General features: G+C 48.1%; 15 protein-coding genes. All 15 read right to left on the reverse strand.

From position 1 onward, the window contains the following. Window positions 1-11: 11 nt before the first annotated feature. Entirely contained in the window at window positions 12-3374 is a 3363-nt protein-coding gene (locus ACOIT5_RS21845) for a TonB-dependent receptor (protein ID WP_423128286.1), read from the reverse strand. An 86-nt stretch (window positions 3375-3460) separates the two neighbouring features. Continuing rightward, on the reverse strand, window positions 3461-4645 hold the full coding sequence (locus tag ACOIT5_RS21850; protein ID WP_423128287.1) for a FecR family protein: 1185 nt from the start codon (window positions 4643-4645) through the stop codon (window positions 3461-3463). A gap of 68 nt (window positions 4646-4713) precedes the next feature. Then, window positions 4714-5304, reverse strand: a complete 591-nt coding sequence (locus ACOIT5_RS21855; RefSeq protein ID WP_423128288.1) for an RNA polymerase sigma factor — start codon at window positions 5302-5304, stop codon at window positions 4714-4716. A 184-nt stretch (window positions 5305-5488) separates the two neighbouring features. Continuing rightward, window positions 5489-6889 (reverse strand): hypothetical protein, encoded by a 1401-nt coding sequence (locus ACOIT5_RS21860; RefSeq protein WP_423128289.1) that lies wholly within the window; start codon window positions 6887-6889, stop codon window positions 5489-5491. Window positions 6890-7070: 181 nt separating this feature from the next. Next, a complete protein-coding gene (locus tag ACOIT5_RS21865) occupies window positions 7071-8129 on the reverse strand; it encodes a sialidase family protein (protein ID WP_423128290.1) in 1059 nt (352 codons plus the stop codon). Window positions 8130-8176: 47 nt separating this feature from the next. Next, a complete protein-coding gene (locus tag ACOIT5_RS21870) occupies window positions 8177-8866 on the reverse strand; it encodes a DUF3826 domain-containing protein (protein WP_423128291.1) in 690 nt (229 codons plus the stop codon). 34 nt (window positions 8867-8900) lie between these two features. Further along, complete coding sequence (locus ACOIT5_RS21875) at window positions 8901-10466, reverse strand: MGH1-like glycoside hydrolase domain-containing protein (protein ID WP_423128292.1); 1566 nt, start codon at window positions 10464-10466, stop codon at window positions 8901-8903. A gap of 3 nt (window positions 10467-10469) precedes the next feature. Continuing rightward, window positions 10470-12314: an exo-alpha-sialidase gene (locus tag ACOIT5_RS21880; RefSeq protein ID WP_423128293.1), complete on the reverse strand. Its 1845-nt coding sequence runs from the start codon at window positions 12312-12314 to the stop codon at window positions 10470-10472. A gap of 21 nt (window positions 12315-12335) precedes the next feature. Continuing rightward, on the reverse strand, window positions 12336-13271 hold the full coding sequence (locus ACOIT5_RS21885; RefSeq protein ID WP_423128294.1) for a glycoside hydrolase family 43 protein: 936 nt from the start codon (window positions 13269-13271) through the stop codon (window positions 12336-12338). A 64-nt stretch (window positions 13272-13335) separates the two neighbouring features. Further along, window positions 13336-14751 (reverse strand): glycoside hydrolase family 140 protein, encoded by a 1416-nt coding sequence (locus ACOIT5_RS21890; RefSeq protein WP_423128295.1) that lies wholly within the window; start codon window positions 14749-14751, stop codon window positions 13336-13338. A gap of 47 nt (window positions 14752-14798) precedes the next feature. Continuing rightward, window positions 14799-16370, reverse strand: coding sequence for a sodium:solute symporter (locus tag ACOIT5_RS21895; RefSeq protein ID WP_423128296.1), 1572 nt, complete (start codon window positions 16368-16370; stop codon window positions 14799-14801). Between the two features lie 5 nt (window positions 16371-16375). Further along, complete coding sequence (locus ACOIT5_RS21900; RefSeq protein WP_423128297.1) at window positions 16376-17542, reverse strand: four-carbon acid sugar kinase family protein; 1167 nt, start codon at window positions 17540-17542, stop codon at window positions 16376-16378. Between the two features lie 11 nt (window positions 17543-17553). Beyond that, entirely contained in the window at window positions 17554-18594 is a 1041-nt protein-coding gene (pdxA, locus tag ACOIT5_RS21905) for a 4-hydroxythreonine-4-phosphate dehydrogenase PdxA (RefSeq protein WP_423128298.1), read from the reverse strand. Next, window positions 18595-19506 (reverse strand): dihydrodipicolinate synthase family protein, encoded by a 912-nt coding sequence (locus ACOIT5_RS21910; RefSeq protein WP_423128299.1) that lies wholly within the window; start codon window positions 19504-19506, stop codon window positions 18595-18597. It lies immediately after the preceding gene. Between the two features lie 77 nt (window positions 19507-19583). Next, window positions 19584-20729: an iron-containing alcohol dehydrogenase gene (locus tag ACOIT5_RS21915; protein ID WP_423128300.1), complete on the reverse strand. Its 1146-nt coding sequence runs from the start codon at window positions 20727-20729 to the stop codon at window positions 19584-19586. Window positions 20730-20823 lie beyond the last annotated feature (94 nt).

A 20823-nucleotide genomic window follows, 5' to 3' on the forward strand; every position in this document is an offset into this window, starting at 1 on the left:
TCAGTTAACGATTAGAAATTCACATTCACCCCAAAAACAAATTGCCTTGTAAGCGGATCTCTTGCCGCCCCTCCACGTTCCGGGTCGTAATCCTTAATCAACGGATTATTATTGAAAGTCAACAAATTAGCACCTGTAACATATACGCGCAGATTGCTGATGTTCGCAGATTTCAACCAGCTATTGGGTAGCGTGTAGCCCAAGGTGACATTTTTCAGTTTCACATACGAACCATCGGCAAACCAATAGGATTGGTAGCCCACATAGTTAAAGAATTCGCCGTTGTTCGGCCGGGGGAAGTCTGCCTTTGTAGCTTCCGGAGTCCAGTACTTAAAGTAAGCGGGGAAGTTGGTATCGCCTTTCGGATCGAATGCTCCGGTAAAGTCGCTTTCCAGTAATTGCCCCCAGCGGGCTGTCAGGTAGAAACTAAAATCAATGCCTTTGTAATAGAATGAGTTATTCAGACCGGCTACCCACTTGGGTGTTCTCGAACCGATATAAGTGACATCGTTCACCCCGTCAATGACGTTATCGCCATTGATGTCGCGAAGTTTAATATCACCCGGCTGGAAAGGCTGTGTTTTGCCTGCATCTTTAAAATAAGTAGCAGCTTCGGCGGCTTCAGATGCCATCCAGATCCCCTGGCGGTCGAAGGTATAATACGATTTGATGGGGGCTCCCAATATCAATGAATTATGTTCTTTTCGTTGTCCGTCATAGATATTTTCACCATCAATCAAACTGGTAATCTTTTCTTTATTGCGCGAATAGGTGAAGTTGGTACTCCATTTAAAGTCCTTTTTATCGATGTTTACTGTATTAATCGCGAGCTCAATTCCCTTGTTTCTCGAAGAACCAATATTCTGGTAAGTTTGAAAGGGCGTATTATTTCCGCTGCCCATAGAGGTAGGCAACGAGCGAAGCATCAGAATATCATCGGTTTTGGTGTCGTAATAGTCGAATACAACCGAAACACGGTTGTCCAGGATACCTAAATCCAGACCATAATCGATGGATTTGGAGATTTCCCATCCGAGATCCTTATTTCCAATAATCGTGTTGAAGTTATAATAAATAAACCCTTGTTCCTGGAACGCAGCATTGGTGAAAGGCGACACACCGCTTTGGGTACCGTATTCGCTGATACCTGAGTTTCCGGTAGTTCCCCAGCTTACCCGCAGCTTGGCATTCGATAGCCAGTTTTTGGTATCGGCCATAAATCCCTCTTCCGAAATTCGCCAGGCACCGGCAACCGACGGGAACATAGCCCATTGTTCTGAAAGGCGTGATGCGCCGTCCCAACGACTGGAAACGGTCAACAGATATTTGTCACGATAACTGTAATTAATACGGCCGGCAAACGACAAAGTCTGGCTGCCGACGTAACCGGATGCAATATTGTAGGTATCCTTGTTGTTTGCTCCCAGACTGTAAAACAATTGGTTGGCAACAAGTTGCCCCTCACCGTAAGCATAAACATTGTCGTACATCGACTTGGTCCACGATGTTAAGGCCGTAACGCCAAAACTATGCTCTCCGATATTTTTTGAGAAATTAAGAATGTTGTCCCAGCTGTAATAGCGCTGTGTTGAAGCAGTAATCGAAGAAGTGGAAGTAGAGTACTGGCCTGCCCTGTCGATTGAATTTGCCCCGGCGTAATCGCCGTTCCGTGCAAATTTCAGGTTTGTCCCGATGTTTGAACGGAAGGACAATCCCGAAACCGGCCTGAATTCGAGGTATCCATTTGCTATAACATTTGTATTCAGCCGATTATATGAAGCAATATAATCATCGGCTTCATCGGCCAGCGGAGATACCCGGAACGAAGTTCCCAGCGGGAAAAGAATGACATTGCCCTCATCGTCGTATGCTCTTCCCAGCGGGCTGTTGGTTGCCGCCCTCCAGAGCACATTGCTGGCCCTGATGTCGGTGGCATAATGTGTAACCTGAGCAGTTCCTCCCAATGTCAGGAAATCATACATTTTGTAATCTGCATTCATCCGGATGGAATACCGTTTCATCTCGTCGTCGGCAAATGAACCTTTTTCGTTGTAATACCCGGCCGACAGGTAAGAGGTAGCCTTTTCATTACCCATCGTTGCGGTAATCTGATGACTTTGCTGAATACCATTGTGCATCACTTCATCCACCCAATTTGTATAATACCCGTTTTGAATGGCTTCCCATTCGGTTGACGAAAAAATGGCCACGTCGTCGGCCGGTGAATTCCAACTGCCATTGGCCCGGTAGGCTTCACGACGAACGTTCAGAAAATCTTCACCTGTCAACATTTCAGGATATTGTGCCCAGCCGTTCACACCGTAGTAGCCACTGTAGGAAATTTTTGTTTCTCCGGCTTTCCCTTTTTTAGTGGTGATGATAATAACCCCGTTGGCGCCCTGAGACCCGTAAATCGCGGTAGAAGATGCATCTTTCAATACCTCGATTGACTCAATGTCTTCGGGGGCAATGTCGGTATAGCTACCACCCTGCATTCCATCAATAATAATGAGGGGGCTGTTTGACCCATTGATCGAACGGTTACCACGAATGCGAATTTCCACATCAGACCCGGCTTTACCGGATTGACGGATAACATCAACCCCGGTAACTTGTCCCTGCAGGGCTTCCATCGCGTTGAATGTCGGAATCCGGGTAATGTCGTCGCTTTTTACAGAAGCTACCGAACCGGTCAGGTCGCGTTTCCTTATCGTACCGTAACCAATAGCCACTACTTCTTCGATGCCGATTGTTTCCTCTACCAATTTAACATTGAGGTAAGTTTGCCCGTCAAAACTCACTTCCTGAGAAACCATGCCGACAAAAGAAAATACCAACACCGAACCCGGCCTTACGTTGTTCAGGGTAAACGATCCGTCCAAATCGGTGATTGTTCCCGTGTTTACTCCTTTCACCACCACGGTTACTCCCGGAATCGGTTCGCCGGACGCTGTCGTCACCTTCCCGCTTGCCGTTTGCGGTTGCACAGTCCGATTCACGCTTCGGACCTGTTCGTCGGCGCGAATAATTACCTGCCGGTCGTAAAGGGTGTATTTCAGGTTCTGGCCTTTCAGAATTTCATCCAGCACCTGGGTGATCGTGGCGTTTTCGAGGTTAACGTTGACTCTCCTGTTTTCATCCAGCTCGGAGAGATTGTACAGGAAAACATATTCACTTTCCGTCTCAATCTGGTTAAGGATTTCTTTTACCGTTGAATTCGAAAGCTTCAGGTTTAGTTTCGTTGATTGCGAGTACGAATTTGCCGTAACGGAAATTACGAAACACAAAGAGATCAGTGTAGTTAGTTTCATGATTCTCCATAATGTTTTAATGCTTCCCCACCAGGGAAAGTCTGTTAATGACTTTTTTTTCATAAATTTGACATGTTTAGATTATAATAAACAACCGGTTGATTTCAACCTGGTGCGAACCGGAGGATGTGCCACCATCTTCCGGTTTTTTAATTCAGGCTAAATGCTCCGGCATTTTCTTTCATTATTTTTTTATCGGTTATTAATTCAATGTATTCAAATACTTCATTCAATTCTTTATTTAAATCAAGTTTTCCTTTTATCCGTCTGCTGCCAACCTGTTCGTCCGGCACCCGAATGGTGATATTAAAGTATTGTTCTACCCGGTTTAAGAGATCAGACACCGGTTCGTTGTCGAATTGCACGATTCCGTCTTTCCAAAGCTGGTAATACAGGCCGTTTCCTTGTTGTACCTTCACGTTTTTCGTGGTCTTGTTTAAGCTGAGTTGTTCCGTCGGTTTCAGATCGACCCAACCCGCGAACAACGAATGATCGGATGCGCGAAACCGGATCTGTCCTTCCTGCAAAAAAGCGGTCAGCTCCTGCCGGTCGGGATAGGCTGACAGGTGAAAATTGGTTCCCAATACCTTGATAACTGCCGAAGAAGTTTCTACAAGAAACGGATGACCTGGATCTTTGGTGATATCGAAAAAGGCCTCGCCGATCAGGTATGCGTTTCTGGTTTCACGACCAAATTCGCGCGGAAGAATGATCCGGCTGCCGGCATTCAGCTTAAGTTCGCTGTTGTCGTAAAGTTTTACCCGGGCCCGTTTTCCGAAGGGAACCACGACCAGGTTTTTTGAATTTTCATGACGTACCGTTCCGATTTTGATCGTATCGGTTTGGATAACCAACTGTCCGGGCACCGAAAAATCGATAATTGCCTCACTGTTTCCTATTTCCCGCTGCGAACCGTCGGCCAGGTAAACCATCGCATTCAGCGAAGCGCTTTTTACCAGCAGACTCTCGTCCACCGGCATAACGATCCGGTTCCGGCTTATTTCGTACATCAACAACGAGCCGATAGAGAAAAACAGCAGGGCAACAGCGGCATAACGGGCAAAACCGGCAAAACTAAAACCGGTCGACCGGGAAGGTTTTTTCCGCATACCGGCATCCATCATCCGCTGGTAAATAATTTCTTTTTTCCCGGCCTGTGGTTTTTTGTTTCTCACGGCTAAGAGCCCAAGTTCTTTTTTCGCGCGCAATAGTTCTTCCCGTTCGTCAGGATGTGCGTCAAAGTAGGCAGCATAGTATTTTTCGGTTTCAGGATCGGGTTCAAATACCCATTTTACAAACCGTTTATCCTCAATATATTTTTCCAGTTCAGGCATTTCTCAGGTATATTTTCTTCCTAATTGCACAGAGCCGGGAAAAGTGGACACGGATTGACAACTATATTTTATGTCCTAAAACATATCATCAGTAATTCCAGCGGTGAGTCTTTTAAAACAGCCCGTAAAGAAGTAACGATACGGTAAACCTGTTTTTTGGCCGACTCGGGTTTGATCCCAAGCATTTCGCCTATTTGCTGATAGTTGAGGTTGCTGTAAAATTTCAAATAAATAATTTCGCGGGATGCCGGGCTCAGGTCATTCAACGATTTTAAAATCAGGTCGATCTTCTCTTGTTCCAGATCTTCCGGCTCCTCGGTTTCCAGCATGAATTCAAGCTTAAAATCGCCGGACTCTCCCCGATCGAAAACAAGACGTTTTTCCTTTCTCAGCTTCCCGTAGATGGTGAACTTTAAGGCTTTCAGTAAATAAAATTCAACCGAATCCGTATCCGACAACTTGTTCCGGTTGGTATAAACGGTTAAGAAAAGTTCCTGTATGCTGTCTTCAACCAGCTCGGTATTTCCGGTCAGCTTACATCCATATTGAAACAAGCGGTCGAAAAACTGATTATAGATTTGTTGAAAGCAATCCATGTCCCCGTCTTTAAAACGAGACCATGCGACAGACCAATCGGTATGTTTAATTCCTTTCATCATGAGGCCTCCAGCCTGATTTATTTGATGTGTTCCTTATTGATAAACACGGGCACTGACCGATTCAAATATTCCTCCACATTGTCCGCAATATACCATTTTGAATCGAATCTGTACTTTTGTGCATAATCAATTCTCATCAGTTGGCTTTTATTTTTTCTATCGGTCAATTATTCCTGATTCTTATTTAATTGATTGCTTTCTGAAAAACTTCTTCCAGCTGATCAAAACCTTTCAAGGCATTGGCAGGCAAGCGTTCACCGTTTGCGCCAAATACCTTTAACTGGTCGGCTGGCTCAATGGCAATGGCTGATTCGTCCAACCCGCCGTCGGGGCTGAATACTTTCGATGAGTCGAGCCCGAGGTGTTGCACCATAAAACGGTACATGGCCGCCCGTTTTGAGGGGCCGTAATCGTGCCCTTCACCAGGGAGATGTACATTTTCCACCACGGCGTTCGGTCCGTAAAAGTCATAAATGCGTTTCAGGTAAGGAAATTCCAGTTCGGAAACATTCGCAGTCCAGTCGCCGCCATCCGAAATAATCAGCTGTGGCTTGGGGGCAAAAAGCCCGGCCAGTTCTACATTGTTCGTCCCGCCTTCGCACAAATGAATGGGATTGCCACTCTCACAGGGACATCCGCCGTAATGAATGGCCGACATCATGACCACCGGAACGCTGATATCAATCCGGTCATCCAGGGCCGACATCAGCATGCTGTGGCTTCCCCCACCCGATCCGCCGGTAATCCCAACCCGGTTGGGATCGGCGTAATCCAACGAAAGCAGGTAATCAAGCAGGCGAATGCTGTTTAAAGCCTGCATGGTGTTGGCCATACTTTTGCGGTGCGCCTCCGGTTCAAACTGCAAGACCGATTCGCCCCAGGCAAACAGGTCGTAGCTCACGGCCACAGCGCCCATCCGGGCCAGTCCGGCACAGCGGGCCTGGATATCTTTGTTGTAGCGCCCGTCGCCAAAATGGCCGTTCGGGCACAAAACCACCGGTATTTTCCCTCTTATTTTTGAAGGTTGATAAACCGAGCCGCATACATAAACGCCCGGTAAAACTTCCAGGGCAATATTTTGAACGGTGTAGCCGTCCATTTTTCGTTTTGGTGTCAGAATAGGTTTTGTACCCGGGCTTTGGGGCAGAGGCGACAAACGGACCGCTTCGGGCAAACAGGCTTTCAGTGCGTCGCGGCGGCTTTCCCAGCTTGCCTTATCCGGGTATAAACCTGCCAACTGATCAAGCGTTTCGCGGGCTTCCGGTATAGTTCGGAGGTGATAGCGGTATCCTTCAATCTTAAACTTACCCGGGGCCCCGTCGGGCAAATGAACCAGATCGAAGGGAGCCAGCACATTTTTCAGGGTTTCTTCCAGTCCGGGACGGAAACGCCAATCGGCATAGTCCAATACCTTTCCTTCAACATCTTTTTCCGAAATCCGCAACTTGACCTGGTAGCGCGTTTCAATGTCTTTTAAAACGTCTTTCAACGGACGCTGAAACCGATTGTCTGAATTAAGCGTTTGGGCATGAAGCTGAAAAACAGCCATACCTGCAAGCAACAATAAGATTGATCGTTTCTGCATATTTTCAGGTTTGATATGGAATTGCAGTAACAAACTTTTGCCAAGTACGTCATCCCGAACTTGATTCGGGATCTCATCCTAACAGAGATGCTGATCCGGCAACTGCCGGACAACATGACCTTCTCCAAGGGTTCTTGTACGTACAGCACAAGTTTGTTGATACTGCCCCCTCAATTATCGTTTACTCCGGCCACTTCTCACCAACAATTTTGGTCAACTTCAATTTCGACGGGTCGACTTTCACATATTTCATGCGTTCGCGGCGCCAGGTGTAGATGACGTGGACCATGCCATCCGATGATTGAATGACTGCCGGGTAAGAATACTGGCTGATTTCCGAATCTTCCAGCACCAGCGCAGCCGACCAGTTACGGCCATCTTCCGAAACAGCTACATTCAGCGGGGTCCGGTAACCTTTCGATGCGCCAACAGGAGTCTTCACATGGTTGTAAACCACCAGTTGGCGTCCGTCGGCCAGGCTGACGGCATCGGTGCCTGAGTTGTTGTTCGGCAAGCCGGACTCCTGCGGCAGCGACCAGGTCTCACCCAGATCGGATGACCAGGCATCGACAATCACGCTGTTTTTACTGCGACACAAAACTTGCAGACGTCCATCCGGATGAATTAAGACACTGGGCTGAATAATCGAATAAGTTGACGGGCTGTTAATCGGGCCCACTTTCTCCCAGCTTTTTCCAAAATCGGGAGTGATTTCGAAATGCACCTGCCAGCCATTGTCGCCTTCGGTGCTCGAGGGGCAAACCAGCTTGCCGTTATCCAGCAAAACCGGTTTGTTTTTCACCGGCCCGATAAATCCTGTTGGAAGCGCTTCGGCTTCGCTCCAGGTTTTTCCGTGATCCGTTGAACGTTTCAGCATGCCCCACCAATCGGAAGGTTTCGGTCCTACCTTATAGAACAAGAGCAGTTCGCCGCCCGGCACCTGGTATAACACCGGGTTCCAGGTCGGGTAACGCAGTGTATCGTTGATCACCCCATTGGCCACTTCGGTGGATTTGGTCCATTCGCCATCCACCAGGCGGCTGAACCGAATGGTCACATCCGGGTGGCGTTCGTGCGTACCGCCAAACCAGGCCGCTACCATCCCTTCGGGGGTTTCGGCCAGCGTTCCGGCATGGCACGACGGGTAAACATCTTCCTCATACAGAAATTGTTCTGCTACAATTCCTTGCTTCCAGCGATTTTCCGTTTCAGTAGTGCAGGCCGAAAACAACAGGGCCATAAGCAGTGAATTTATGATTAGCCAATTACGTTGCATCTCTGATCGAATTAAGGTTTATTATTTTCTTTTTCCGCTTTTCGTGCGTTCACATAAGCTTTGTACATTTCCCGCCAGTTTCGCCCGTTGTTATTCAAGTATTGTTCCGATTTGGTTTTGTAGATTTCGAAAATGGCAGAAATTTGCTTCATGTTTTTATAGTCGACGGCCATTTCACGGGCCTCTTTCAAATAGGCCAGAATAGTGGCTTCCTCTTTTTCTGTCATATCCGGAACTATCGCCCGGTAACCTTTCATCGTGAAATCGACTTTCCCGATCGTATATTTATCCAGGATAACTTCCACTTGTTCTTCCGTCAATTCGGCGCGCAGGCCGGTCATCAGCGCTTCGTGTACCGATTTGGGCATGGCCGAGTCGGCAATCATCTGCCGGTCGAGCTCGCTCAGCGGGTTCCCGGTAACGGGATTAATACCTGCCGGAACGGTTGATGCCGGATGGTCGTTGTGCCAGTCGCGCACAGCCGTGAGGTGTTCTGCAATTACAGCAACCAGACGTTTTTCTTTTTCAACATCATTCAGATGAAGCGAAGCCACCCATTCGGCCGCCTTTTTTTCTTGTTCGGTTGGTTCCGCAGTTACAGACACCGTTGTTGTTCTTTCGGCAAAAACCTGTGAGATGGGCAAAAACAAAAGCATTCCTGCCAGTAAACAGGTTCCTGCGTTGAGATAAGATTTTTTCATCAGTATTCAGTTTGAAGTTTATACACATTGATTTTTATTGACAAATCAATTTTTCCAAGCGGGCCGTTCGGCCAATTTCTTTGCCATCTGCCCAAACGCTCAGGCCCTTTCCTTTTTTGTATTTCTCCCCGGTTTTATCCCAGATAATGGTCAATGTTTTTCCATGATACAATACATTGTCGAGGCAAAACCAGTCCCACTTGCCTTCCGGGATCAGCGGATTAACGTCGATCAACTCGTCGGCGCGCGGACGAAGACCGATTAAGCCTGTAATTATCAGATCATTAAAAGTGGAATGGTTGTAATAACGACTGCGTTCCTGATCGCCTTTCAGCCAGTAGCCGGTCGTCTCATCCTGATATTCGCCAATATACGGGCGACCGCGGTGATACTGCGATTCCACATAAAGCTCCATGTGCATAAAATAATCGCTTTTATCCACTACTGTTTGCTGGTAGTCGTTCAACAAATTAGCCATCCCGGTAAGCGTTTGCGCGGTGGCAAAAGGCCAGATGGCCCCGTCCCACTCGCAGCGGCAGCAACCGTGGCTGCGGAAACCGGGGTGACGGCGTTCGGCTGTTGTCAACCCGTACGGAGCAAGAAATCCGTTGTTGTCGGTTACCTGTTTCCAGGCGATGGCATGTTCCTCGTTGGGAAGGTTGAAATACCAAGGAATGTAACCGATGGCTTCGCGAACCTGCGCAAAACCTCCTGCTTCTTTCACCGTTTCAAAAAACTGGTCACCAGCGTTCCAGAGGTTTTCAAGAGCCAGTTTTTTCAAGGTATCGGCTTTGGCCGAATAATAATCAGCAAATTTCTGATTATTGTTTAAAGCGGCAATTTTTGAAAGGGCCATCGCGTTCCCGTACATGTAACTGTTGATGGTTGGCCTCATGTTTTTTTCTTTCCGCCCGCCACTGATCTGCTCTTCCATGCCGTCGCGTACGTCGTATTGCCAAAACAGCCCGTTTGGGGTCCTTTTTTCCAGCTCCCATTGCCGGTATTCGTCCACCAAATCGGGCAGCAAACCGGTCAGAAATGTTTTATCCGAATTAACCAGGTAGCTGTTATACAAAGCAAAAGCTGTCCAACTGCTGAACGCTAACAGCTTGTCCATCATGCGGCCCTCATTTCCGCGGAACCAGATCCTGACATTGTCCTGCAAATAAACCGGATTATGCAACCAGCGGGTTTCCATGATGTGGTGGCCCAGCGCACAACTGATCAGGTTGTATTTATCGGCATACGGGCGGTCAACCAGAAATTCGGTGATGCCATAGCCCATCGGGGTTTCGGTGATATGTTTCCGTAAGCTCCACCAGCGGTAATAATAGATTTCCTCAAAGTTATCCTGCGGACATTGAAACAGCGGAATGTTGGCCTTCATCCAATCCCACGAAGCTGAATTAGGGATGGATTTGGCGATATTCTCATCTTCCATCCGATTGAAATAATCGGCATAGTGTTTAAAATCATCCGCTTTTAAAACCGTTTTATGCTTCGCTTTGGATGAAGCTATGGCAGTTCCCTGATACGGATTGACCAGGGAAACCGCACAAATCATCATGATCAGGAAAAATCTTTTTACGTTCATCATCATCGTTTATAATTTCCGGGTGGTTAATAAATAAATCGAGAACTTCGCTTCGTCAACCGGTTTTCCGGTTTGCTGAAGGTCGTAGTCCTGATCGGTTGGCGTATCCACATCAGGAAAACGGCGTACATCACCGGTACGGAAGGTCACCCGTTCGAACCCGTGCACCGGGGCAAAACACAAACCGGTTGATTTGCGTTCTCCGTTGATATAAACGTGATAAAAACGATTGGTGGCTGTGGCTTCAATACGGATCGTATAAACCTTACCCGGTTCGTAGGCCATGATGTTTTTCATCCGGTAGCCGTTTTTCTGTTTCAGGTAACCGTCGGCGCCAAAAGAAAGACGAAGGGCTGCCGTTCCTTTTCCGTCAACCAGTTCCACATCCAGCTGGCCGTGGTTATTCTGACCGGGAACAATGACAAATTCCACGCTCACGCTGTCACCGGCCGGGAATAAACGTTCAGCTTTGGCATAATCAAACTCATCCTGATCGCGCAAAACCAGGCAACGTTTGCCGGCGGGATCTTCTTCAACGGCCACCCGGGCCCATACCGGGCTGAAGATGTTCCAGTTGTCGAGTTCCGTCTTTTCGGGTAGCCGGTCAAACACCTCATTTACCTGCTCAGTTGCTTTGCCAACAATCGGCACCGGAATTTTTGAAATCCACATGTCTTCTTTATTCATGCTGTAGGTAACCCACAGATGACCGTCAGACGGCGTACCGTTTCCTTCCATGATGCCGCGCACATATTGCGGACCGTACGATTTATAGTTCCCACCATAGCGCATGGCGCTGATTTCGCCGTTCACCAGCAACAGTTTGTCGTATTTCAGCCCGTCGTCGCTCACCGAAAGCGCCAACGGCCAGCGAAATTCAGACGGATTGTAAACGGTTGCATAGCGGCCATCCGAGGTTCGTTGTCCCCAGATTTTGGCATTGCTGTTTACAAAGCCCGGCGCGCGAACCGGCTGGGTCCAACTTTTTCCTTCATCTTCGCTGATGGCGGTCAGGGCATGTTTCCACAGACCAACCACTCTTCCGTCGGGCAAATGATAATAGTTGAATGCCTTGTAGTCGCCTTTCAGCGAAATCAGCGGATCATCACGATCTGCTTCTTCGTTCCAGTGCTGCGTAACCAGGCGTTTCGACAACAGTTCGTTGCAGGCTTTCACAAAACCTTTGTCCTTACTTTTTTTGTAGTTCGGGTAATCGGTATTTTTTTCATTCCACGCCTTATTGTAACTGATAAAATGGATTGGCCCGAGCGCACCGTCCTTGTAAATTTCGCGAACGACGCGCCCAATACCGCGACCATCGTTCGGACTGTCTTTCGGATGAAGGGCAATGGCGATGTAGGCCAGCGCCAGCAGACGGTCGTCTGACGAAACGTAAAAACCCATGCGCTGGTGATTCACCGATTCGAGGTTGCGGGCCACGGTGGTATCTCCGTCTTTCATGGTTCCATCCGGAATTTTATAGGGTGGAAAGATTACCTCGGGCATCGTCCATTGATAGCCATCGGCAGAAGTTTGCAGCAAGGTCGCGCCGGGTGCAATGTGCTCGCCCACGGGATCGCTGAGGTATTCCAGAAAAAACGTATTGTTCCAATAGGCCAGCATGGGTGCATGGTTATACGTCCATCCCAGTTTGTCGCCATACTCGGGAAACTCACGGTTGGCCCGCATCACCCCGATGTTGTGCACGCCCATCGCCGGTTGCAGCTGACCGTGGTGGTAATCCGGATTATTCAAAGTTTTACCCACATAATGCGGCAATTTCTGGGCATGCAAAAAAACACTGATGAACAGCATTCCCACTATCAACCCAATAATCTTTTTCGTTCCTCTCATGCTTTCCTGTGTTTTTCAATTTTACTTTTTTGAAGCGGAAGCTTCAATCAACCGATCGATCATTTGACGGTTCGCCTTAAAAATGGTACCGTGTTTATGGCCTTCGGGCAAAGAAACCTCACCCGAAATATCTTCGAAATGAACAAAATCGTTTGTTCTGGCAGCTCCATATATTTTCTCGCGGTAGGCATCGTAATAAATCAGGTAATCATTATCAACTTTCACAACGGTTGGCCCCTCCGTGAAAAAGTCGGTAAACGGCCCGGAAACATTTTGGTACGGACCGAGCGGATCAGCGGCAAATGCCACCTTCAGGTTGCGCATCGGTCGGGTATTGTCCTTCAGCACCAGCACATAATCTTTGGGCGCGCGTTTCACAATCACCGCATCAATCACGCTGAAACCGGGATCGAGAAACAGTTTTGTTTCGGTGAACGTCCTGAAATCTTTGGTCGTCGTATAATACATCCGGTGGTTGTTCCTTTCTTCTTCTTCACCTTTTTCAAACTTGAAAGGAATCGTAGAAGCCCAAATAATGATGTATTCCTCTTTTTCGTCATCATAGAACAACTCGGGCGCCCATACATTTACGGTGGAAGTATCGGTCATCACCTCGATAAATTGCTGTTCCGACCAGTTGACCAGGTCTTTGGAACTGGCATAACCAAAACCCAGATCGCCCCGCCACGAAGAGGTCCAGACCAGGTGAAAAGTACCGTCGGGGCCTTTTACGATTGACGGGTCACGCATCACTTTCTGATTGCCGATTTCGGGAGCCAGGTAGGGCCCGCCTAAATCAGACCAGTGATAACCGTCCTCGCTGTATGCCAGGAACAAACCGGCATCAGCCGGTTCGCGGAAGGTTGAGAACACGTAATATTCTTTTTCGCTTGTTTTTTCGCAGGAAACCAGTCCGGCAAACAATATTAATAATATCGGAAAAATTCTTTTTTTCATATTCATACAGTTTTCATTTGACAGTTGCCGTAATATCGATTACCGGTTACTGATTACCGGTTACCTATTTTCCCGGCTCCGGAAAAACAGCGTCGGCATTGTCCAGGATCAATACCCAGTCGTTACCATTTTCCACCTCGCCCGCCGGATCAAACTCCTGTACGCCTGTGTTCGGGAAAGTACCGATTTCGGAAATCTCGCCGTTGCGCGGATTGAACCAGCTTGCTTTCACCTGTTCGCCTTCAATTTTACCCATGTTTACCTTGATATTTTGACCATTATAAGTATAAATAAATGCGTAATTCGTTCCACGGGTAGCTAATTGATAGGCGTATTTTTCACCCGGTTGTTCAGCGACAAGGCTTTGGTCGGGCACCCGTTCGAAATACGGACGCGACAGCATCAGGGTTTTCACGTGAACCATCTGTCCGGCGCCCGGATCGTTGATGGCTTCGGTCCAGTATTTTTTGGCGCCGTAGGCTGCGCCGGTATCTTCGGGCCGGTGAAACTGCATCACCGCACTGTGCCCGTAAGTATATCCGCAGGCACCGGCAAATACCGACCAGTAGGCATAACGGCGAACATCGGCATCGTTCCAGAATGGTTGCAGGGTATCGTGCAATCCCTGCGGAATTCCTTCATAGGAAGGTTCGCCATCCAGGGTGGGTTTTACGGGTTTTAACTGAAAATCGGCTTCCACGTAACGCCAGTTGTCTTCGCCGTAATTTAACTCGGTGTCATCCTGATCGTAACGGCGGTGTCCGGATTGAAACATATTAAAATCGAGCCAATTTTCCTCATGGAACCACATTGAGGATTGGGTCCTGCCTCTCGGGTGAAAGGTAATCAGATGGTTGGGATCGTTTGTCCGTAAAGCATTTCCAAGGATGTTCCAGGTTTGAATAGAATCGGCCCCGGGCACATCACCGCCATTCAGCCAAATGATATTGGGATATTCTTTATAGCGGTTAGCCATAAATTCGCCGTAAACCTGTGCCTCGTCGCGGCTGACATGCCCTCCCCGCACATTGCCCCCCCAAACAGGAACCAAGGCCATGTAAAGACCTCTTTTTTCGGCTTCGCGAATGACAAAATCCATATGGTCCCAATAATCATATTCATCCTGATCTTCGAAATTATTTCCTTCGGTTACCAGCGGTTGGGCCACACTTTGGCTAACGAGCGCCGAGTCACCATACCTGTTTTTTGCACCAACGCTGTGCAGCACCATCACCTGGATCACATTAAAGCCTTTTTCAAGACGATCGTCGAGGTATTTAACTGCCTCCTCGCGATCAAGTTTGGAGAATAACAGCCAGCCTGTATCGCCCAGCCAGAAAAACGGATTACCGTTCTCATCGGTAAAAAAACGGCCGTCGGATGACACTTTTAACAGGCCCATGCCTTTTTCTTTTTTGACTTCCGTGGTGCATGAAAACAGAAGCAGTATGAAGCTGATCAGTAACAGAAAGTTTTTCATTTTTGTTTGGTTTTGTATTTGTTTCGATTTTATTTCATTCTTTTTATTTAAACGGATTTCTTCTCTTTTTGCAGTTTCTTCCAACCCGACCAGGTTAGCGAGGGGTCGATGGTTTTTCCCCGGTACATAAAACTGGCCAGGTAACCAAAGAAAATAAGTACTACATGACTGTATACACCAATCATGTATTTATGGTGAATGTAATTGAATGGTCCGAGGTCGATCAGCACGGATTTACTGCCGTCCAATCCGATTGGCGTTGATGTCAGCAAGGCCCAGGCCGTGAACAAAACGCTGGCGCCGATACCCCAATATAAGCCTTGTTTATTGGCTTTCCTGCTGAAAATTCCTAATAGGAACATTCCCGCGATACCTCCCGAGAAAATGGAATACAGGGTGAAAATAATGCCCAGTACCCCCTCGCTGCCTGCCCTGACATAAAATAAAGCCACCATAATTGCTCCCAAACCGGCAATAACGATAAACAGCTTACTCATGAACAATCTTTTCTGATCCGAGCTTTTTGGCTTCAGCCGGATATAATAATCCTCCATCAGGATGGCTGAAAGACAGTTCAGGTCGGAGTCGAGACTGGAGATAGCAGCAGCAATTAATGCCGAGAGGATTAAGCCAACCACGCCAACAGGTAGTTTGGTCATAATAAAATAAGGGAAAACAGCTTCTGCTTCAATTCCATGCGGCAGGGGGTCTCCCGTAATTTGATAATAGGAGAACAAAGCCGTGCCGATAAACATGAACATAGCCCACACCGGCACGCTGAGCAAGACCCCGATCAGAGACGCTTTCACAGCAGCTTTATCCGATTTCGCGGTCAGGTACCGTTGCACAATGGTTTGGTCGGTTCCGTATTTTTGAATGGCATAGAAAACCCCGTTCAGGGCCATTACCACGAAGGTCAGATTTACGAAATCCCAATCAAAAGGCCCGAACCCGATCCGCCCGTTTTGCATAGCCACCTCCCAAACCTGCATGGGCCCTCCCTCGGGCAAAAACAGCAGGATGCCAAGAGCGATAATTCCGCCAACAATCAGTAAAAACCCCTGGATCACATCCAGCCAGATGACCGCTTCAATTCCGCCGAGCATGGTTAAAATAACCACGGCGCCGCCAATGATCCAAATGACGGTAATCGTATCTAATCCGGTCATCTTACTCAATGCCAGCGAGATCAGAAAAAACACCGTCCCCATTTTTGAAAAGTGGGTCAGGATAAAAGAAACAGAGGTATATAGTCGTGCAAAAAAACCAAAGCGTTTTTCAAAATATTCGTAGGTACTGAGCTGGATGACATGCCTGAACAACGGCACCACAAAACCAACAATGGCGATCAGAACAATCGGCACCATCAGTCCCTGCACCAACAGTATCCAGTTGGAGGAATAACCTTCGCCCGGATAGGCCAAAAAAGTAATGCTGCTGATCAGGGTCGCCAGGATCGAAATGCCAATCGCCCAGGAGGGGATAGATCCTTTAGCGGTAAAATAATTCTTCGTGTCTTTTTGTCTTTTTGAAAACCAAAAACCGATTCCCAGCGATACCAGCAAGGTCGCAATCATGATCAGGTAATCAATCAGATGAATAGATGGTACTACGTCCATAGTCTTTAAAGTTTAGTTAGTTCTTTACCGGTTAATATTTCAGGCCATGTATAACTGCCGGGTTTGGTGGTTACCGTCAATCCCGGATAACGTTCGGTATGCATTTGTATAACACCAAAACTCAACTCCCGAAATGGCGTCAACTGCTTAATTTCCAGATGACTAAGAATCATCGAAGCCGTTGATCCGCCTTCAATAAAAAGGTCGTCAATCTCAACCTGTTCAAATACTTTCCTGACCACCCGGCTCACATTTTTCCGGGTTGTTTCGGCGGAAATTCTGGCGTTTTCGTCGCTACAAATGGTGGTAACCGCTACTTTCCGGTTTTCGCGTATCGCAGCCACTATCCGGTCGGCCAGAATAATCAGCGACCGGGAGGGCGTATCCTGCTTCTGAAATATTTCCCTATTCAGGTTAATGATCTCAATTCCGGCATCTTTGAATTTGTTCATCATAGCCTCATCTTTTGGAAACGTACTCCCCAATACAAATAAAGCATGTTTTCCCGGAATAAGGTCCAGACTCTCTCCTTCCGGCTTTGCCGGGAAATCTTTTTGCAAAACCGCATCAAAGAACCCGGATCCACCGGCTAAAACCGATTGTCCGTCGGCTTTGTCGGCCCACGAAGCCAGGTCTTCCACCGTAAGCACGTTCCCAATGATCATTCCCTGATCGGGTAATTGATCGTTAACATTCTTTACCACAACGTCAGCTGCATTGTTGCCCACAATCGTCCTGACATCGGAATGTTTGACCGGAAACTCCGGATCGTGCGCAAAAGATGTTTCGGCCAGGGGTACGCCGCCAACATAATAAACGCCACTTTTGATGATCCGGTTAAAATGCGGGTTTGCGGGAACCATAATTATCCGCTGTTTCTTCGATGCAGTTTGTTGACTGATTAATTCGGCATACACGTTTCCGCGTAAAACTGAGTCGAGTTTCTTAAAAATATATTTTGGTTTCAGCTCCATCAACTGACGGGTGGCCTTTTCAATTTCTTTTTTGGCCTGCTCAACCGGCATCGAACGGGTTTCAGTAGCAAGCACCAGCAAATCAACGTCTTCAACAGCATCTACCGAGGTTTCAATCAAAACCTTCATCCCCCGGCGCAATCCGATCCCTCCGATCTCTGCAGCTCCTGTAAAATCATCGGCAATTACGGCTATCATTCTCTCTTCTTTCAACATGACTGATTTTGGTATAATTTGATGGCATAGCTAATCGCGAACAACAAAGCGTCGGGGCTCGCAATCCCTTTGCCGGCAATTTCAAAAGCGGTTCCGTGATCAACCGAGGTACGGATGATCGGCAACCCCAGGGTAATGTTCACCCCTTTCACGCTTTTCATCGCTTGCTTTTCCTCATCCCAGACAAAACCAACCAGCTTAAACGGAATGTGCCCCTGGTCGTGATACATGGCTACGCAGCCATCAAAACTGCCGCCGCTGGCCAGCGAAAACAGGGTATCGGGCGGGAACGGCCCTTCGGCCCGGATGCCCCGCTTTTTGGCATCCTGAATCGCCGGTAAAATCTCTTCCGTTTCCTCTGTACCAAAAAGGCCGCCATCGCCGGCATGCGGGTTGAGGCCGGCCACGCCGATCCTCGGGTTCTCAATACCGATTTTTCTCAACCCGTCATAAGTCAGACGGATCACATCGAGTACACGCTGGCGTTTCACCAAGTCGCAGGCCTGGCGAAGCGAAACATGCGTACTCACATGGGTTACTTTTATTTTTTCGTCGGCCAGCAACATCGCATACTTTTCTGTTCCCGTAAAATGGGCATAAATTTCGGTATGCCCCGAAAAATGATGTCCGGCCAGATTGATGGCTTCTTTATGGATCGGGCCGGTTACTGTACCGTCCACCTCACCGTTCATCGCCAGTTCGATGGCCTTATGCACCGCTTTAAATGCCAAATCGCCGGCCGGAGCCGAAACCACTCCGTGTTTTATTGCGGCAAGCTGCTCCGAAGGAATGTTATACACATCGATGGTTCCGTGAGAAAAACGGGCCTGACCGACTTCCTGTACCGGATTGATCTTTAAATCCAACCCGGTCAGTTTCACCGCCTCCTTCATGATCTGCACATTGCCCACCAGCAATGGGTTGCAGGCATCGAACACCGAAATCTCATTCAATGCCTTGGCAGCAATCTCCGGGCCGATTCCCGCAGGATCGCCCATCGTGATGGCCAGCGTTATTTTATGCTGCTTATTCATTCAACTCAAATTTTGCAGTTCTTTTTCCAATTCTTTCCGGAAGGCCAATTCCTCCTCCTGCTCCATCGGGCAGATGGGCGGCATCATTTGCGTTCCGCACAATCCTTTTACCGACATGACTACTTTCAGCGCAGCCAGCGATTCGCTCAAACTGCGCCCTTTTTGATACAAGGCCGACAGTTCGTTTGTTTTTTGCTGAAGGCTTTCGGCCAATTCCCAATCACCCGTAGCGGCCGCCTCGTATAAACCGACATAAGGAAGCGGAGCAAAATTCCCTGTACTGGGCACAATCCCGTCGGAGCCGTTTTTCAGCGCGTAAACCGACATGGCAGCCCAACCGGTCAGATGAACAAAATCTTCACGGTTTTTCCACAAAGCCAGGGCCTGATCGAGGCGATTCTGATCTCGTTCCGAATCTTTCAAGCCTGCAATATTGGGATGATAACTCAGTTGTTCCAGTAAGGCAAGCGGAATGGAATAGCCGGTCGTGGCCGGTATGTTATAGAAAATCAGAGGCTTCGGGCAGGCTTCGGCCAACTGCTCGCAATAATGCCGGGTGTAAGCATCTTTCAACGGATAGTACGAGGGCATGTTGGCCACCAGCACATCGGCACCCAGGCCGGCAAAACGTCTGGCCGCTTCGATCGATTCGGGCAGACAATTACCCGAAATTCCCGCATACACCAAAGCCTTTCCATCCACCTGCCTGACAGTTTCTTTCACCAACATTTCTTTTTGCTGAAACGACAGCGAGCTGGCTTCGCCGGTGGTACCGGCAATAAACGGGCTGGCCCCTGCCTGAAGCAACAGGCCGACGATGTTCCCGACAGCTTCCCGATCAATGGAATAATCCTCATTCAACGGGCTGACCATCGGAACGACAACACCTTTATATGGATTGTTTTTTTTCATTTTTTTTATATTTTAAGTTGGAAGACGGAAGATTGAAGACCGGAGACAGACGCCCCGCTCTTCTGACTTCCGACTTCTTAATACGCCTTTTTATAAATTTCCAGAGCATCCTGAAGCGTTACTTCGCGCACATTGTTTTTCAGCAAACGCTGCACTTTTAAGGCTGAAACAGCCATCTCTCCAAGTGCATCCTCCTGCAGGCCAATCTCTCTCAATTTTCCGGGAATACCAATTGATTTCATTAGTTCTTTGATCGATTCAATGGCAGCCTGCGCATAGGCTTCATCAGAAAGTAAACCTTCGATACCAATCGCCTTAGCCAATACGGCAAATTTTTCGGTTGCCGCAGGCAGGTTAAATTCCATGACATAAGGTAAAATCAGGGCATTGGAAAGGCCATGCGCCATTTTGTATTTGCTCCCCAGCGGATAAGCCAGCGCATGTACGGCTGTGGTATTGACCGGCCCCAGACACATGCCGCCGTAAACGCTTCCCAGGGCAACCTTTGCCCTTGCTTCCAGGTCTTTCCCATCGTCATACGCTTTTTTCAGATTCCTGAAAATCAACTGCATTCCTTCAAGCGCAATCCGGTCGGTTACCGGGTGGGCGAAACGGTTGACAAACGCTTCGAGGCAATGGGCGAAGGCGTCCATACCGGTTGAAGCCGTGACAGCAGGAGGCATACCTACGGTCAGTTTCGGATCGATGTATGCTGCATCCGGCACCAGAAACGGACTGATAATCCCTTTCTTCTCCTGATCGGTTTCATCCAGAAAAATGGCATTGGGCGAAACTTCGCTCCCGGTTCCCGATGTCGTGGGCAGGCAGGCCAGGTAAGTTTTTCTTTCCTTTAACAGGCCGATACCCACAATCTCGTGTGTCGCCTGTGAATTACGGATTTGCGCAGCAACCAGTTTGGCCGTATCGAGTACGCTGCCTCCTCCGATGCCGGCCACCGCATCGGCCTGAAAACCGCGGGCCAGATCCAAAATCGCCTCAAATTCGGTAAAAGTGGGCTCACCGGCCAGCCGGTCGTAAACCAGGATGCTGACACCTGCCGACTTCAGCGATGCCAAATAAGGGGCCAGTGTTTTATCGAGCGCCGGGATCGTCAGCAAAAACAAACGTTTAAATTCCCGTGCAAGAAAGTCATCAATAAATTGCAACAAGCTTCCATTGCCAAAAACAAAGCGCGCCGGGTTATTTATAATTAGTTTTTCCATTCCCTTTTTTTTATTCAATGTGAAAACGTTTACATTTTCGAACAGTTCATTTTTAAAGCATTCACAAAAATATAAATTTGAAATTTAATGAAAA

This window comes from Gaoshiqia hydrogeniformans (genome assembly GCF_049347105.1).
Lineage (GTDB): Bacteria > Bacteroidota > Bacteroidia > Bacteroidales > Prolixibacteraceae > Gaoshiqia > Gaoshiqia hydrogeniformans.

Bases quoted from the DNA above. Each gene is read 5' to 3' on its own strand.
- ACOIT5_RS21845 (WP_423128286.1), bottom strand. From the start codon at position 3,374: ATGAAAAAAAAGTCATTAACAGACTTTCCCTGGTGGGGAAGCATTAAA.
- ACOIT5_RS21850 (WP_423128287.1), bottom strand. From the start codon at position 4,645: ATGCCTGAACTGGAAAAATATATTGAGGATAAACGGTTTGTAAAATGG.
- ACOIT5_RS21855 (WP_423128288.1), bottom strand. From the start codon at position 5,304: ATGATGAAAGGAATTAAACATACCGATTGGTCTGTCGCATGGTCTCGT.
- ACOIT5_RS21860 (WP_423128289.1), bottom strand. From the start codon at position 6,889: ATGCAGAAACGATCAATCTTATTGTTGCTTGCAGGTATGGCTGTTTTT.
- ACOIT5_RS21865 (WP_423128290.1), bottom strand. From the start codon at position 8,129: ATGGCCCTGTTGTTTTCGGCCTGCACTACTGAAACGGAAAATCGCTGG.
- ACOIT5_RS21870 (WP_423128291.1), bottom strand. From the start codon at position 8,866: ATGAAAAAATCTTATCTCAACGCAGGAACCTGTTTACTGGCAGGAATG.
- ACOIT5_RS21875 (WP_423128292.1), bottom strand. From the start codon at position 10,466: ATGATGATGAACGTAAAAAGATTTTTCCTGATCATGATGATTTGTGCG.
- ACOIT5_RS21880 (WP_423128293.1), bottom strand. From the start codon at position 12,314: ATGAGAGGAACGAAAAAGATTATTGGGTTGATAGTGGGAATGCTGTTC.
- ACOIT5_RS21885 (WP_423128294.1), bottom strand. From the start codon at position 13,271: ATGAAAAAAAGAATTTTTCCGATATTATTAATATTGTTTGCCGGACTG.
- ACOIT5_RS21890 (WP_423128295.1), bottom strand. From the start codon at position 14,751: ATGAAAAACTTTCTGTTACTGATCAGCTTCATACTGCTTCTGTTTTCA.
- ACOIT5_RS21895 (WP_423128296.1), bottom strand. From the start codon at position 16,370: ATGGACGTAGTACCATCTATTCATCTGATTGATTACCTGATCATGATT.
- ACOIT5_RS21900 (WP_423128297.1), bottom strand. From the start codon at position 17,542: ATGATAGCCGTAATTGCCGATGATTTTACAGGAGCTGCAGAGATCGGA.
- pdxA (WP_423128298.1), bottom strand. From the start codon at position 18,594: ATGAATAAGCAGCATAAAATAACGCTGGCCATCACGATGGGCGATCCT.
- ACOIT5_RS21910 (WP_423128299.1), bottom strand. From the start codon at position 19,506: ATGAAAAAAAACAATCCATATAAAGGTGTTGTCGTTCCGATGGTCAGC.
- ACOIT5_RS21915 (WP_423128300.1), bottom strand. From the start codon at position 20,729: ATGGAAAAACTAATTATAAATAACCCGGCGCGCTTTGTTTTTGGCAAT.